13 protein-coding genes are annotated in these 13,780 nt (G+C 47.3%); 9 read left to right on the top strand and 4 right to left on the bottom strand.

What is annotated here, in order from left to right:
* Positions 1–143: 143 nt before the first annotated feature.
* The 3 genes from C161_RS25835 to C161_RS25825 are packed head-to-tail and all read right to left on the bottom strand — an operon-like array spanning position 144 to position 2,789.
* Entirely contained in the window at positions 144–1,007 is an 864-nt protein-coding gene (locus tag C161_RS25835; protein WP_036673721.1) for an SDR family oxidoreductase, read from the bottom strand.
* Entirely contained in the window at positions 1,004–2,071 is a 1,068-nt protein-coding gene (uxuA, locus tag C161_RS25830) for a mannonate dehydratase (protein ID WP_036673719.1), read from the bottom strand. Before uxuA ends, C161_RS25835 begins: the two co-directional genes overlap by 4 nt.
* Before the next feature lie 40 nt (positions 2,072–2,111).
* Positions 2,112–2,789: a GntR family transcriptional regulator gene (locus tag C161_RS25825; RefSeq protein WP_051449975.1), complete on the bottom strand. Its 678-nt coding sequence runs from the start codon at positions 2,787–2,789 to the stop codon at positions 2,112–2,114.
* Positions 2,790–3,061: 272 nt separating this feature from the next.
* Here C161_RS25825 and C161_RS25820 point away from each other — a divergent pair, with 272 nt between their 5' ends.
* On the top strand, positions 3,062–3,364 hold the full coding sequence (locus C161_RS25820; RefSeq protein ID WP_017688208.1) for an ArsR/SmtB family transcription factor: 303 nt from the start codon (positions 3,062–3,064) through the stop codon (positions 3,362–3,364).
* Between the two features lie 90 nt (positions 3,365–3,454).
* Entirely contained in the window at positions 3,455–4,858 is a 1,404-nt protein-coding gene (locus C161_RS25815) for an aldehyde dehydrogenase (RefSeq protein ID WP_051449949.1), read from the top strand.
* 30 nt (positions 4,859–4,888) lie between these two features.
* Here the strand turns inward: C161_RS25815 and C161_RS25810 are convergent, their stop codons facing one another.
* Positions 4,889–5,800 (bottom strand): AraC family transcriptional regulator, encoded by a 912-nt coding sequence (locus C161_RS25810; protein ID WP_036673718.1) that lies wholly within the window; start codon positions 5,798–5,800, stop codon positions 4,889–4,891.
* 220 nt (positions 5,801–6,020) lie between these two features.
* Between C161_RS25810 and C161_RS25805 the strand changes: the two genes are divergently transcribed.
* The 7 genes from C161_RS25805 (at position 6,021) to C161_RS25775 (ending at position 13,698) form a co-directional block, all read left to right on the top strand.
* The gene (locus tag C161_RS25805; RefSeq protein ID WP_036673716.1) at positions 6,021–8,210 is read left to right on the top strand and encodes a glycoside hydrolase family 52 protein; all 2,190 of its coding nucleotides are present in this window, start codon (positions 6,021–6,023) and stop codon (positions 8,208–8,210) included.
* Entirely contained in the window at positions 8,207–10,354 is a 2,148-nt protein-coding gene (locus tag C161_RS25800) for an alpha-glucuronidase family glycosyl hydrolase (protein ID WP_051449948.1), read from the top strand. Before C161_RS25805 ends, C161_RS25800 begins: the two co-directional genes overlap by 4 nt.
* Before the next feature lie 81 nt (positions 10,355–10,435).
* Positions 10,436–11,503 (top strand): NAD(P)-dependent alcohol dehydrogenase, encoded by a 1,068-nt coding sequence (locus C161_RS25795; protein WP_036673715.1) that lies wholly within the window; start codon positions 10,436–10,438, stop codon positions 11,501–11,503.
* A gap of 164 nt (positions 11,504–11,667) precedes the next feature.
* Positions 11,668–11,934 (top strand): HPr family phosphocarrier protein, encoded by a 267-nt coding sequence (locus tag C161_RS25790; protein ID WP_026081056.1) that lies wholly within the window; start codon positions 11,668–11,670, stop codon positions 11,932–11,934.
* A 144-nt stretch (positions 11,935–12,078) separates the two neighbouring features.
* The gene (locus C161_RS25785; RefSeq protein ID WP_036613829.1) at positions 12,079–12,330 is read left to right on the top strand and encodes a type B 50S ribosomal protein L31; all 252 of its coding nucleotides are present in this window, start codon (positions 12,079–12,081) and stop codon (positions 12,328–12,330) included.
* A gap of 149 nt (positions 12,331–12,479) precedes the next feature.
* On the top strand, positions 12,480–12,785 hold the full coding sequence (locus tag C161_RS25780) for a Dabb family protein (RefSeq protein ID WP_036673713.1): 306 nt from the start codon (positions 12,480–12,482) through the stop codon (positions 12,783–12,785).
* Positions 12,786–12,936: 151 nt separating this feature from the next.
* The gene (locus C161_RS25775) at positions 12,937–13,698 is read left to right on the top strand and encodes an SDR family NAD(P)-dependent oxidoreductase (RefSeq protein ID WP_036673711.1); all 762 of its coding nucleotides are present in this window, start codon (positions 12,937–12,939) and stop codon (positions 13,696–13,698) included.
* Positions 13,699–13,780 lie beyond the last annotated feature (82 nt).

The following is a 13,780-nucleotide window of genomic DNA, read 5'->3' as shown; positions in this document are numbered from 1 at the left end:
TTGAACATGTATTATAACAAGCTTTTCCTACGCTGGAGGATCTTATGCTTGAACGCAAAAAACCGAAACCTGGGTATGTATCCCAAGCTTCGGTTTCATTAAATACCTATATTAGTTGAACTGATTCATGTACACGTTAATCGTTAAACACCGGAATACGCCATAAATCCGCCATCTACCGGAATGACTGTGCCAGTGACAAAGCCGGACTGCCTTTCATCCGCAAGCCACATCAATGTGCCAAGCAGGTCTTCCGGTTTGCCAAAACGGCGCATGGGTGTATGCGCAATAATTTTACTGGAACGTTCCGTTGGTGAGCCGTCAGGTTGCAGTAATAGATTACGGTTTTGCTCGGTCAGGAAGAACCCGGGTGCAATAGCGTTGACACGAATACCGGATTCGGCCAGATGAACGGCGAGCCACTGCGTGAAGTTGTTAATGGCTGCCTTCGCAGCACTGTACGCTGGAACTTTCGTCATGGGCGATGGGGCGCTCATGGAAGAAATGTTTATGACAGTAGCGGGAACATCACGCTCTATCATATGTTTTGCAAAGATTTGAGTAGGGATGAGAGAACCGACAAAATTCAAATCCATCACCTGACGAAACCCCTCTACACTCACATCGAAAAACGTCGTGACGTTCTGCTGTTCCAGATCTTCCAATCTGAAAATTTCATTGGTGGTGTTGGCACTGGCGTTATTGCCACCCGCGCCATTGATCAGAATATCACATGGTCCGAGCTGTTCCAGCACCGCATCTGCCGCTGCTTGCACACTATCGGCCTGGGTTACGTCACAGGCAATAGCAATCGCTTTGCCACCGGCAGCTTCTATCGCAGATACAACTTCCTGTCCCTTGGACACCGTGCGGTTCAGGATGGCTACACTTGCACCGTGCCGAGCGAGTTCTTCCGCCATGGAGCGGCATAATACTCCAGCACCTCCGGTGATTACAGCTGTTCTGCCTTCAAGACGAGATGAGCGTTCATATTGACGTTCACTCATGCTTTTGCCCTCCTTTGCAGGGAATCCCAGACGCCCCAGAGATACATGATGCCCAAAGCCCGGTCATAGAGTCCATACCCAGGTCGGCACTGTTCTCCCCAGAGATGACGACCGTGGTCGGGTCTTGCATAACCTTCATAACCGATATCGTGATAAGCCTCAACAACCCCTGCAATATCAACACTGCCATCCTGACTGCGATGTGAGGTTTCGATAAAGTCACCATTATCGTAGATTTTGACATTACGAATGTGGGCAAATGGAATCCGATCCTTGAACTCGTGTATCATCCCGATAATGTCATTATCAGCATTCGCTCCCAAAGAGCCACTGCATAGTGTCACGCTGTTGTAAGGGCTATCATAAAGATTCAAATATTTCCGAACATTCTCCTGACTTGTAATAATCTTTGGTAATCCAAAGATTGGCCATGGCGGGTCATCCGGATGGATGGCCATTCGAATCCCCAGCCGTTCGGCTGTAGGCATAATCTCTTGCAGGAAATAACGTGCGTGCTCCCACATATGATCCTCGGTTACATCCTTGTAGGCTTCGAACAGACCTGTTAAATACTGCAATCGTTCCGGTTCCCAACCTGGCATAGTGAGTGCGGAGTTCTCCGTAATGCGTCGAACGAGTTCTAGAGGTTCTATATCTGCGAGTTTACTGTGCTCATAGAAGAGGGCAGTTGAGCCATCCTCCATTTCCTTGTGCATATCCGTGCGAAGCCAGTCGAAGATCGGCATAAAGTTGTAACAGATGACCTTCACACCCACCTGAGCCAGTTTCTCCATTGTTTTAATATAATTTGCAATGTATTTATCCCTTGATGGCAGGCCCAACTTGATATCCTCATGGATGTTCACACTCTCAACGACATCCAGATGTAACCCGGCCTTGTCTGCTGCTGTTTTGACAGCGAGTATTTTGTCCATTGGCCATTCCTCGCCAGCAGGAACATCGTGCAGTGCCCACACAATACCTTCAACACCCGGAATCTGCCGGATATGATCCAGCGTTACCGTATCATTGCCTTCGCCGAACCAGCGAAAAACCATTCTCATCACGTTCACCTCATCATGAATAGTAGGAAAAAAAATTCAGTTATTGAAAATAGGACGGATATGTATCCTGCAGGACAGCCAAATCGGTGACAGTTAAATGCAAATGTTCCTGCATCAGTCGCTCTGCTGTGTCGGCATCATGCTGCTGAATGGCCTTGACCATAGACCGGTGCTGTTCAATCAGGTGATCCCACTGGTGGTCCGAGGACAGGCGTAACATGCGACTTCGATTCAAATGTACATTCATCTGCTGGATAACAGTCCAGGTGTTGCTTTTGTTGCAGCCTGCAAAAAGAGTGCTATGGAATTCCTCATCCAATTGGAACATTCGTTCATCATCCGGTTTGACCCTGCATTCCTGTTGCCACGCAAGGTTCTGTTCAAGAGCGACCATCTGTTCGTTCGGAAAGTTCTCGCAGGCGAGCCTGATTACGGCTCGTTCGAGCTGTTCACGCATGAACCGTGCTTCCTCAACGAGATCGACCTGAATCAGAGAGACGTATGTGCCACGCTGTGGATACACTTCCAGCAGACCTTCCTGTGCAAGCCTTACAAAACTTTCTCGAACAGGTGTCCGGCTTACCTGGAACTCCAGCGAAATTTCCTTCTCAGAAATAGCTGTTCCCGGAGGCATTTTCAAACTCAAAATGAGTTGTTTCAGCGTGAAGTAAACGACATCTCGCGTTGAGAAAGATTGCTTATTATTCATGGAAGACATATTGCTCGCAACAGGTAACAAACCGGCTTTGGATGATAACTTTGGGGTATATTCCACAACTTCAACTCCTTCAATGACATACTACCATACTTGTATGGTAGTATGGAAGCGCTTTATAAGCATTATATTAAATTTAGTTGATGGTTCACTTGCAGTTCAAGTGATTAAAGAGTACAATTCAGTCATTGGGTTCGAATGTTTAAACCAACAGACATCAAACAGAGAAAATATACGTAGAAATAATGAAGAAGAAATAGTATAGAGGTGAAACTATGGGACAAAAAGCAATTAGCGTTTTTCAAACCTGTATTCCGTTATTTCAGGTGTTAAGTGACAACCATCGTCAATCCATTTTGCTGACACTTACCGAGAAGGGCAGAATGACGGTGAATGAAATTACCGAACAATCCAGCCTATCCCGGCCAGCCATATCTCATCATCTCAAGCTGTTGTTAGAGAAGGGGCTTATATCTGTGGAGCAGAAGGGCACACAGCGCTATTATTCGGCTTCATTGAATGCATCGGTGGAACTGCTGAAGGAACTGGTAGCTGCTTTGGAAGAAGAGTGTCTGTAGATTAATAGTGATCAAACATGCTTTTGCATGTGTCTTATAGGTTCGTAAGTTTAAACGCTTGATCAATAATAAATAGAGGAGTATGTATATATGACAACGACTATACAGGAAGTAACCAGTCAGGAAGTTGAACAGATTTTGGAGCAGCAACGACAGTTCTTTCGTTCCGGGGCAACAAGATCGGCAGAAGCTCGAATTGCACGTCTGACCCAACTGAAGCAGGCTATTCAAAAGTACGAATCCAGACTGACAGAAGCTCTGTATCAGGATTTGGGCAAAAGTGAGTTCGAATCCTACACAACCGAGATCGGATTTATGATGGATAGCATCACACACACCATTCGTAAAGTGAATAAATGGGTGAAACCCGTTAAAGTGAAAACGCAAATGGCGCTCCTGGGTTCGAAAAGTTATATCATACCCGAACCCTACGGGGCGGTTCTGATTATCGGACCGTTTAATTATCCTTTTCAACTCTTAATTGAACCATTGGTAGGTGCGATTGCAGCAGGTAACACAGCCGTGCTCAAAGCGTCAGAGAATACACCTGAGGTGTCCGCTGTTGTACGTGAAATGATTGCGAGTGTGTTCGAACCGGCATACGTACAAGTGCTTGACGGTGCTAAAGATACAACAACAGCGCTGATTAACGCGCCATTCGACTATATCTTTTTTACAGGCAGTGTACCGGTAGGCAAGATTGTGATGGAGGCAGCTGCCAAAAATCTCGTTCCCGTCACGTTAGAACTGGGAGGCAAAAGTCCGGTCATCGTTGATGAACAGGCGGATATCAAAGTAGCAGCTGAGCGCATTATATGGGGCAAACTGCTCAATACAGGACAGACCTGTATCGCACCCGATTATTTACTTGTGCATGAGCGCGTGAAGGAAACGTTAATTACAGAGATGAAGGCAGCAATCGTGTCTTTCTTTGGTTCGGATATCCAGCACAACAAGGACTATGGGCGAATCGTGAACAAGGGACATTTTAAACGTCTGACGACTTTGATTGAGCGGGATCAGGCCAAAGTGATATATGGGGGAGCTTCGGATGAGGAAGATCGCTTCATTGAACCTACACTGATTGATGCGGAGTCATGGGATGCAGCAACGATGGAAGATGAGATTTTTGGACCGATTCTGCCAATCATTAGTTATCGTAACTTGGATGAAGCCATTGTAGAAATCGTAAAGCGGCCGAAACCGCTCGCCTTGTATCTGTTTACTTCCGACACCCGGGTTCAGGACAAAGTGCTGCGCGAAGTTTCTTTTGGAGGCGGCTGCATTAACGATACCATCACGCATGTAGCGAATCCACGTCTGCCGTTTGGCGGTGTTGGTCATTCCGGTGTTGGCTCGTATCATGGGCAGTACAGCTTCGAAACCTTCTCCCATCTCAAAAGTGTACTGAAAAAAAGCACCAAGTTGAATCTGCCGATTCTGTATCCACCGTATGATAACAAGCTGAAGTTGATTAAGCGTTTGTTGAAATAAATAAGAAAGACAAACAGCCTGCTACTAGACCTATTCCAGAGCAGGCTGTTCCTGTCGGTAACGGGAGGGTGACATGCCGGACCAGCGCTTGAATTGACGACTGAAATGGGCAATATCCTTATAACCAAGCATGACAGCAATATTTTGAACGGACAGCTTCGGATTGCCCAGAAGAAGCTTTGCTTCATGCAAAACCAACTGGGATAATACAGCACGAGGAGACTGACCGAACACCTCCTTGAACACGCGATTACAGTGAGAAGAACTGATGCCCAGCTCTGCTGCAATATCATCAATGCCATAGTGACCGTTGGACTCGTGTCCCTGTTTGAATTGCTGACTCATCAGGCCTTGCAACCGATTACGAATCTGGTGGGCGAGTTCGATCTTCTCGTGTCCGTCGGTAAACCAGTGAGCTGCCTCTTTCGAGACCGCCTCCCACAGATGGCCAAATAGTTCAAATACCGCAGATTGCAGCTGCATACGCTGTACCATCGTATTTGCTGTTTCATCATCCGCAGATGACATCAATTTGCGCAAAACCGGCTCAATCTGCTGTGTAACCGGACTATCCGCACTGAATCGCACTTGTTTGATGCGCGCCAGCAACGATAGGAACAACTGATCATCAATGTCAAAATGCATGCAAAAATACGTGAATCCCTTGCCGTTATGGCTCTGGCTGGAATGAATGCTTCCCGGAGGAATCAGGAGCAGTTCGCCAGCCTTTTGAATGTATAGGGTACCATTCACCATCATGCGTTGCTCGCCTTCCGTGACATAATTCAATTCATATTGAGGGTGCTCATGTGCCGGATAATCCCAGTCCACACCTACACTTCGTAAATGAATGGCGAACAGATTGACCGTTGTTTGCACATCTGGATAAAAAACTTCATGGACACTTTCTCCCAAAGTAGGAGGCAAATACGTTGAAGACATGGAAGATCCTCCTTCATAAGAGGTTGTTCAAAAAATGTGATTTTGATTACGCACGTATATCAAATGGAATGTTTTTTTTGTAACCGCTTTAATCTATTATAGTCTATCAGCTTGATTTGGGTAAATATCCGATTGATTTGATCATGGTCGGAGGTGGAACCACGTGTTAGGATGGGGCTAATGAAAACGTATGCAACCATTCTGAGAGGGGTTATGATTCATGAATACGTCCAAATCCATCTTTTATAATGCACATCACGCACCGATTGGTGCTTTTGCGAGTTTTACACTGGGTTACAAAGGAGCCAAAGGCGGGCTGGGTCTTGAACTCGGCAAGCCGGCTGACCAGAATGTATATATTGGATTACAATCTCGCGATGGCGACAATTATCAGGCGCTTCCTTTTTATGAAGCTTCCGAGGATGAGAGCAGCCGCTATGATGTAGAGAAGCTGGAGAATGGGGACCCGGCGTCGACAAACGCGACCAAAGCTCCACAACCTCTTATTACGGCTTTTCGCGATGAAGATATTACCCGTGAATTTACCTCAGGTACGGATACGTGGACTGCTGGAGATCTGACGTTCCGTATCTACTCGCCTGTACGTCCAGTACCTGATCCAACGAATGGGGATCGTGAAGAATTAATGGATGCACTCGTACCTGCCGTATTGGTAGAGATGACGATTGACAATACGGAAGGTCAACAACCCCGCAAAGCCTACTTTGGTTATCAGGGCAATGATCCGTACTCTGCGATGCGTCTGATTGGGGGACCGGAAGGTGGCTCCATCACAGGTGTGGGACAAGGTCGACTTACAGCGATTATGTCAGCAGATGACGGACTGTGGCCCGCACGCGGATTTACGCTGGAGAAACTGTTGCAGGAGAAACATCGGGAGAATCTGGCATTTGGACTTGGTTCAACCGCTGCACTACTGATGGAGGTTCCGGCTGGAGAGAAACGTACGTATCAATTCGCAGTATGTTTCTATCGCGGGGGCATTGTGACGACAGGAATGGACACAACGTATTGGTATACGCGGTACTTCTCCGATATTCAGGCAGCAGGAGAGTATGCACTACAACGCTTCAGTGAGTTGACCGCATCCTGTGGAGAGGTTGAACAGCGCCTTGGATCGGCTGCTTTGACCGAAGATCAATCATTCATGCTTGCTCATTCCATTCACAGCTATTATGCCAGTACTCAACTGCTGGATGCCGATGGCGAGCCACTATGGGTGGTGAACGAAGGGGAGTATCGGATGATGAACACACTTGATCTGACAGCTGATCAGTTGTACTTCGAGCTTGCCTTGAACCCATGGACGGTGCGTAATGAGCTGGAGTGGTTTGTGAAACGATACAGTTATACGGATCAGGTTCGTTTCCCGGGGGAAGAGAAGTTATATCCGGGCGGAATCACCTTTACCCATGATATTGGTGTTGCCAATGTGTTCTCACGCCCTGGACACTCGGCATATGAGCTGGTTGGCATTGACGACTGTTTCTCACAGATGAGCCACGAGGAGCTGGTGAACTGGCTCTGCTGCGCGACAGTATACATTGAACAGACACAGGATCAAGCTTTTGTGAAAAACATGTTGCCTGTTATCCAAGATTGCTTCGAAAGTATGCTTAATCGTGACCATCCCGACGCAGAGCAGCGTAACGGTCTGATGGGTCTGGATAGCAGCCGTACCCAAGGTGGAGCGGAGATTACAACTTACGACAGCCTGGATGTGTCACTTGGTCAGTCTCGCAATAATATCTATCTGGCGGGTAAATGTTGGGCGGTCTATGTTGCATTGGAGAAGCTGTTCGCAACTGAGAAGTTGGCGGATCTGTCCCATCAAGCTGGACTTCAAGCGGATCGCTGCGCTGCCAGTATTGCTGCACAGTTGACTGATGGCGGCTACATTCCAGCTGTTATTGCAGAAAATAATGATTCTCGAATCATTCCGGCGATTGAAGGTTTGGTGTTCCCGTACTTTACAGGCTGTGAAGCAGCACTGGATGTCAATGGTCGTTTTGGACCTTATCTGAAAGCACTCCAAACTCATCTGAAGACGGTTCTTGTACCGGGAACATGTCTGTTCGAAGATGGAGGCTGGAAACTGTCCTCAACAAGCAATAACTCGTGGCTGAGCAAAATCTATTTGTCCCAGTTTATCGCTAGAGAGCTGCTGGGTGTGGAATGGAATGAGACAGGCAAGGCAGCAGACGCGGCTCATGTCAACTGGCTGCTGCATCCGGAGGAATCCTACTGGTGCTGGAGTGACCAGATCCTGTCTGGTGTAGCGGTTGGCAGCAAGTACTATCCGCGTGGTGTAACGTCGATTCTATGGCTACTCGAAGGAAAAGGGAATCACCTTGGGCAGATCTATGCCAGCAAGGAGGCGGTACAATGAGCCAATCCGTCATTCAATCTGCCTTGTCAGGTCCACAGTACGATGCGTGGCTGGGGTATCACTCCGAATTGCCAGAAGCGAATGGACTTGCCCAAAAGACGGCTCCTGCATGGAGCAAACTTATACTGGCGGAAGAGAACCATGGAGTGATCACAACAGCTCTGACCGAACTTTCACGGGGACTGGAGAGGTTATATGGCGTGAAACCGTCGGTCAGTCATCTGTCTGATGCTCAGGAAAATGAACGGGACAATCTCGCTTCCGCTCCCGCAATACGAATCGGCACTTGGACAGGGAGCGATTCCGTGGCTGGGTTGTTCAGCGAGACAGAGCGTTCAACTGTTCAAGGGGAAGGGTACATCATTCGTGAGACCGAGACCGAGGGTGTACTCGTCATTGGGTCAGAGACTCCCCAAGGTGTGCTCTATGGTGCATTCCATCTGCTTCGAGAGCTGACAATGGATCAAGGAAGTGCACATGAGGCGGATGACGCTGTGAATAAGTGGAGCTTCATTACAGAACAGCCAACCAATGCGCTACGGATGATTAATCAGTGGGATAACGTGGACGGCAGCATTGAGCGTGGTTACGCAGGAGACTCCATTTTCTATGATAACGGGGAATTTACGCTGGACTTGGTACGCATCCGGGATTACGCACGTTTACTCGCTTCCACGGGCATTAATGCCATATCGATCAACAACGTTAATGTACACCGCCGTGAGAGCCTGTTTCTGACGGAACGTTATCTTAGTGATGTGGCGAAGGTTGCCGCAGAATTCAGAGCGTATGGTGTTCGATTGTTCCTGAGCGCCAACTACGCGAGTCCAATTGAGATTGGCGGATTGCGTACGGCTGACCCGCTGGATGCGCAGGTACGGGAATGGTGGAATATTCAAACGGCCAAGGTGTACGCAGCGATTCCGGATTTTGGCGGTTACCTGATCAAGGCAGACTCCGAGAATCGTCCGGGACCATTCACGTATAACCGTGATCATGCCGATGGTGCGAACATGCTGGCCGAAGCCCTTCGGCCATTCGGTGGATTGGTTATCTGGCGTTGCTTTGTCTATAACTGCAAGCAGGACTGGCGGGATCGTTCCACTGACCGTGCACGTGCAGCTTATGACCACTTTACGCCGCTGGATGGGCGTTTTGCCGAAAATGTCATTTTGCAGATCAAAAACGGGCCGATGGACTTTCAGGTGAGAGAGGCGGTATCCCCGCTGTTTGGCGCCATGGAAAATACAAATCAGGTGATTGAATTTCAGATTACACAGGAGTATACCGGGCAACAACGTCATCTCTGTTATCTGGTTCCCCAGTGGAAAGAAGTATTGGACTTTGACACATACGCTAAAGGCGAAGGTTCAGAGATCAAGCGAATCGCGGACGGTTCTCTGTATAAACGGCCATACAGTGGCTTCGCTGCAGTATCCAATATTGGTGCAGATGCCTGTTGGACAGGACATCCACTCGCGCAGGCGAATCTATATGGATACGGGAGACTGGCGTGGAATCCGGAGCTGACCGCGGAAGAGATTGCCGATGAGTGGGTGAGACTCACTTTTGGGCATGAAGACGAAGTTGTGCGGCAAGTTACGGGCATGCTTTTGACATCACTAGATATCTATGAGAATTATACGGCGCCTCTTGGTGTGGGTTGGATGGTTAACCCGGAACATCATTACGGGCCGAATGTAGATGGATACGAGTATTCCAAATGGGGAACGTATCACTTTGCCGATTGTCATGGCATTGGTGTAGATCGAACCGTGAACAGCGGTACAGGATACACTTCACAGTATCACCCTGAGAATGCTGATCGCTATGAGTCCGTAGACACCTGTCCGGATGAGCTGATCTTATTTTTCCATCACGTGCCGTACACCCATGTTCTGCATTCGGGTAAAACGGTCATTCAGCATATTTATGATACACACTTTGAAGGTGTTGCGCAGGCGGAGGCGTTAGCCGAGACATGGAGACAGCTGGAGGGCAAAATCGACCCGGTTATTTTCAGTAAAGTTGCTTCATTACAGGACAACCAGGCCGAACATGCCAAGGAATGGCGGGACATGATCAATACGTACTTCTATCGCAAGAGCGGCATTGCGGATGAACAGGGTCGAACTATCTATTGATTGGTGATGTGAAGAAAGAAGATACCTTGTTTTCTTTGATGTACAATAGACAGCATGGACATACATGAGGAGGAGAACCGTATGGGACAATATCAACTGCCCGAGACCATGAAAGCTGCTATCATGACAGAGCCAGGACACATTATTATTGAGGAACAACCCGTCCCGCAACCGGCAGCGGATGAGGTGTTAATCCAGGTAATGGCCGTCGGGGTGTGTGGCTCGGATGTGCATTATTTTGAACATGGACGCATTGGCAGATTTGTGGTGGAGAAACCGATCATTCTGGGTCATGAGTGTGCGGGGATCATTGCTGCTGTTGGCTCGAACGTATCCCGTCTGAAAACAGGGGATCGAGTTGCTATTGAGCCTGGGGTGACTTGCGGACGTTGCTCGGCATGCAAGGAAGGTCGTTATAACCTGTGTCCGGATGTACAATTTCTAGCGACCCCTCCGGTGGATGGGGCATTTGTACAGTACATGGTGATGCGTGAAGATATGGTATTCCCGATCCCGGATCATCTGTCTTATGAGGAAGCAGCTATGAACGAGCCATTCTCTGTTGGTATTCACGCTGCACGCCGCAGCAAGTTGGCTCCGGGTACAACCCTGGCGATTATGGGTATGGGTCCCGTTGGACTCATGGCTGTGGCTGCTGCCAAATCTTTCGGTGTAGAGAAGATCATTGTAACGGATCTGGAGGAAGTTAGGCTGGAAGCAGCTCGCCGCATGGGTGCCACTCATACCATTAATGTGCGGAATGAAGATGCGCTGGCTGTGATTCGCGAGTTAACAAATGGTGTGGGTGTGGATACCGCATGGGAAACAGCGGGGAATCCGAAGGCGCTACAATCTGCTCTGTATTCACTTCGACGTGGAGGAAAACTTGCGATTGTGGGCCTGCCTGCACAGGATGAGATCGCACTTAATGTTCCATTTATTGCGGACAATGAAGTTGATATCTATGGCATATTCCGTTATGCCAATACGTATCCGGCAGGAATTGAGTTCCTGAGCTCCGGCCAGCATGACGTGATGTCTCTGATTACAGATCGTTATTCACTCGAAGAGACACAGCAAGCGATGGAGCGTGCATTACACAATAAAAGCGGCAGTCTGAAGGTCATGGTATATCCGAATGGTATGTAAGAACAACCTGGAAGAGTCCTGCGGTTAAGGACTCTTTTTTTGTTTTTTGCAAAAAAAGTATGGGTCAAGCTCCCATAACATGGTATAATTCATGAAGATTTTAATATATAAATGGATACACACCATATTGGTGAATAAGTACTTAGCGAAAGGAACTGAAGGTTGTGAGAGTACATGAATTTATGATACACGCTGATTTTCATCGGGATGATCTGATGTCGGTATCTTCTCAAGCGTCACGTTTTTCCTCGGATATTATTTTGTCGTATATGGAGTCTGAGCATGAGCATCGTGTAGATGTCAAAAGCCTGCTTGGAATGGCGTTACTACCCATTCGATATGGTAGTGTTGTCAGATTACAGACAAGAGGCAGGGATGAACTGGAGGCTTTGGAGTACATGTTGAATGTACTGGAGAAAGGGACGGCGTGACACTCGATTAGGTGCAAAGTCACAGATATCATATTTTTTTTAGTTATTCCTCAAAACCTGCTGGTACTTTGTCCAAAAAAAGAGTATAATAAAATGTAGTTTGATTCTAAAGAAGTACCCATATTAAAGGAGTGTAAATAGATTATGCCAAAAGTTGACATCCATCCAAAGACACAACTCGTAATTTTTTACGATGCAAGTGCTGATTTCAAATTCCTGAGTTCTTCCACGAAGTTCTCTAACGAAACTATGGAATGGGAAGACGGTAACTCTTACCCAGTAATCCGTGTGGACACTAGTTCCGCATCCCACCCGTTCTTCACTGGTAAACAAAGAAACGTGGATATCGGTGGCCGTGTTGATAAATTTAACCGTAAATACAACATCACCAAATAAGTTTGTCCATACATTACAAAAAAACCTCGGGATTTGTCCTGAGGTTTTTTTGTGTACATTAAAAATTAATTCAACCAATTATTGCGCTTACAACACATTCGGATGTACACTAGGAAACGAGTACGAACATATTGGAGGAGGAAATAGAGATGAGCAGCATCACACATATGGTAACGTTTACACTTTACGCGGGTAAAGATACACCGGAGGCCGAAGCCTTTTTGAAGGAAAGTTCAGATGCACTGGCTGTCATTCCTGGCGTAGAGCAATTTCAGGTTCTGAAACAGGTAAGTGAGAAGAATGAGTTTGACTACAGTTTCTCGATGGTCTTTGCGGATCAGGTTGCGTATGATGCATACAACAATCACCCGGTTCACCGTCAATATGTAGAAGAGCGTTGGGAAAAGGAAGTCAGTCGCTTCCAGGAAATAGATCTCATTCAACATCATAATTAATAGTCTCCACATATAGGGAAAAAGTTGAACTACCATATACAGCATTGAACAATGCTGTATATCTCTCTGAATAACGCGTCATTAATGAACAAAAATAACATATTTACGAAATCGTTTTCGAACAAACGAATACAAGGAGGTTTTCACTGTTATGCAATTGGATCTCTCAGGAAAAACGGCTCTGGTTACAGGCGCAACCGGACAACTGGGGAGAGTCATCGCCCGCACGTTGGCAGCCTGTGGCGCCAATCTGGCTCTACATTACATAAATAATGATACCAAGGCTCGGGAGCTTCAAGGTGAGATTGAAGCACTCGGTCGTCAGGCTGTTATTGTACAGGGAGATATTACAAAGCAGGATACGGCAATTCGGATGCGTGATGAAATTCAGCCTGTCCTCGGTGGAGTGGATATCGTTGTTGCCAATGCAGTCATTCAATATGAATGGACAACGGTGTTGGAACAGTCTCCTGAAGATTACTTGAGCCAGTTTGAATCCTGTGTCATGCAGAGTGTGTATCTTGCCAAAGCTTTCATTCCACATATGCAAGATATCAGAGCCGGTCGGTTCATTGGTATCAATACGGAATGTGCGATGCAAAATTTCTCTCATCAATCGGCCTACACCGCTGGTAAGCGTGGAATGGATGGTGTATATCGCGTGCTTGCCAAGGAGGTTGGCGAGTATCAGATTACCGTAAACCAGGTTGCACCTGGATGGACAATTAGTGAACGTGATCGGTCCAGTGAGCCTGGACATGATGAGGCATATACGCGAACCGTGCCGCTGAAGCGCAGGGGTGAAGATCAGGAAATCGCCAATGCGGTAGCTTTTCTCGCTTCGGATCTGTCCTCATTTATCACAGGTGCCTATATCCCGGTAAGTGGTGGCAATGTGATGCCTGCTATCTAGTGTCTGATTTGGATTTGGGAATTCACATGAAATAACAATAAACGTAGTTTAACCGTAATCCGTTTGTCATTCGACAAGCGGA

The organism is Paenibacillus sp. FSL R5-192, from assembly GCF_000517845.1.
GTDB classification, from domain to species: Bacteria; Bacillota; Bacilli; order Paenibacillales; family Paenibacillaceae; genus Paenibacillus; species Paenibacillus amylolyticus.
Note: the sequence above shows the minus strand (reverse complement) of the source record. Positions and strands in the feature narration are given on the sequence as shown.

Coding starts and splice junctions, on each gene's coding strand:
- C161_RS25810 (WP_036673718.1), bottom strand. CDS start 5,800: ATGTCTTCAACGTATTTGCCTCCTACTTTGGGAGAAAGTGTCCATGAA.
- C161_RS25785 (WP_036613829.1), top strand. CDS start 12,079: ATGCCAAAAGTTGACATCCATCCAAAGACACAACTCGTAATTTTTTAC.
- C161_RS25835 (WP_036673721.1), bottom strand. CDS start 1,007: ATGAGTGAACGTCAATATGAACGCTCATCTCGTCTTGAAGGCAGAACA.
- C161_RS25780 (WP_036673713.1), top strand. CDS start 12,480: ATGAGCAGCATCACACATATGGTAACGTTTACACTTTACGCGGGTAAA.
- C161_RS25800 (WP_051449948.1), top strand. CDS start 8,207: ATGAGCCAATCCGTCATTCAATCTGCCTTGTCAGGTCCACAGTACGAT.
- C161_RS25795 (WP_036673715.1), top strand. CDS start 10,436: ATGGGACAATATCAACTGCCCGAGACCATGAAAGCTGCTATCATGACA.
- C161_RS25820 (WP_017688208.1), top strand. CDS start 3,062: ATGGGACAAAAAGCAATTAGCGTTTTTCAAACCTGTATTCCGTTATTT.
- C161_RS25815 (WP_051449949.1), top strand. CDS start 3,455: ATGACAACGACTATACAGGAAGTAACCAGTCAGGAAGTTGAACAGATT.
- C161_RS25805 (WP_036673716.1), top strand. CDS start 6,021: ATGAATACGTCCAAATCCATCTTTTATAATGCACATCACGCACCGATT.
- C161_RS25825 (WP_051449975.1), bottom strand. CDS start 2,789: ATGTCTTCCATGAATAATAAGCAATCTTTCTCAACGCGAGATGTCGTT.
- uxuA (WP_036673719.1), bottom strand. CDS start 2,071: ATGAGAATGGTTTTTCGCTGGTTCGGCGAAGGCAATGATACGGTAACG.
- C161_RS25775 (WP_036673711.1), top strand. CDS start 12,937: ATGCAATTGGATCTCTCAGGAAAAACGGCTCTGGTTACAGGCGCAACC.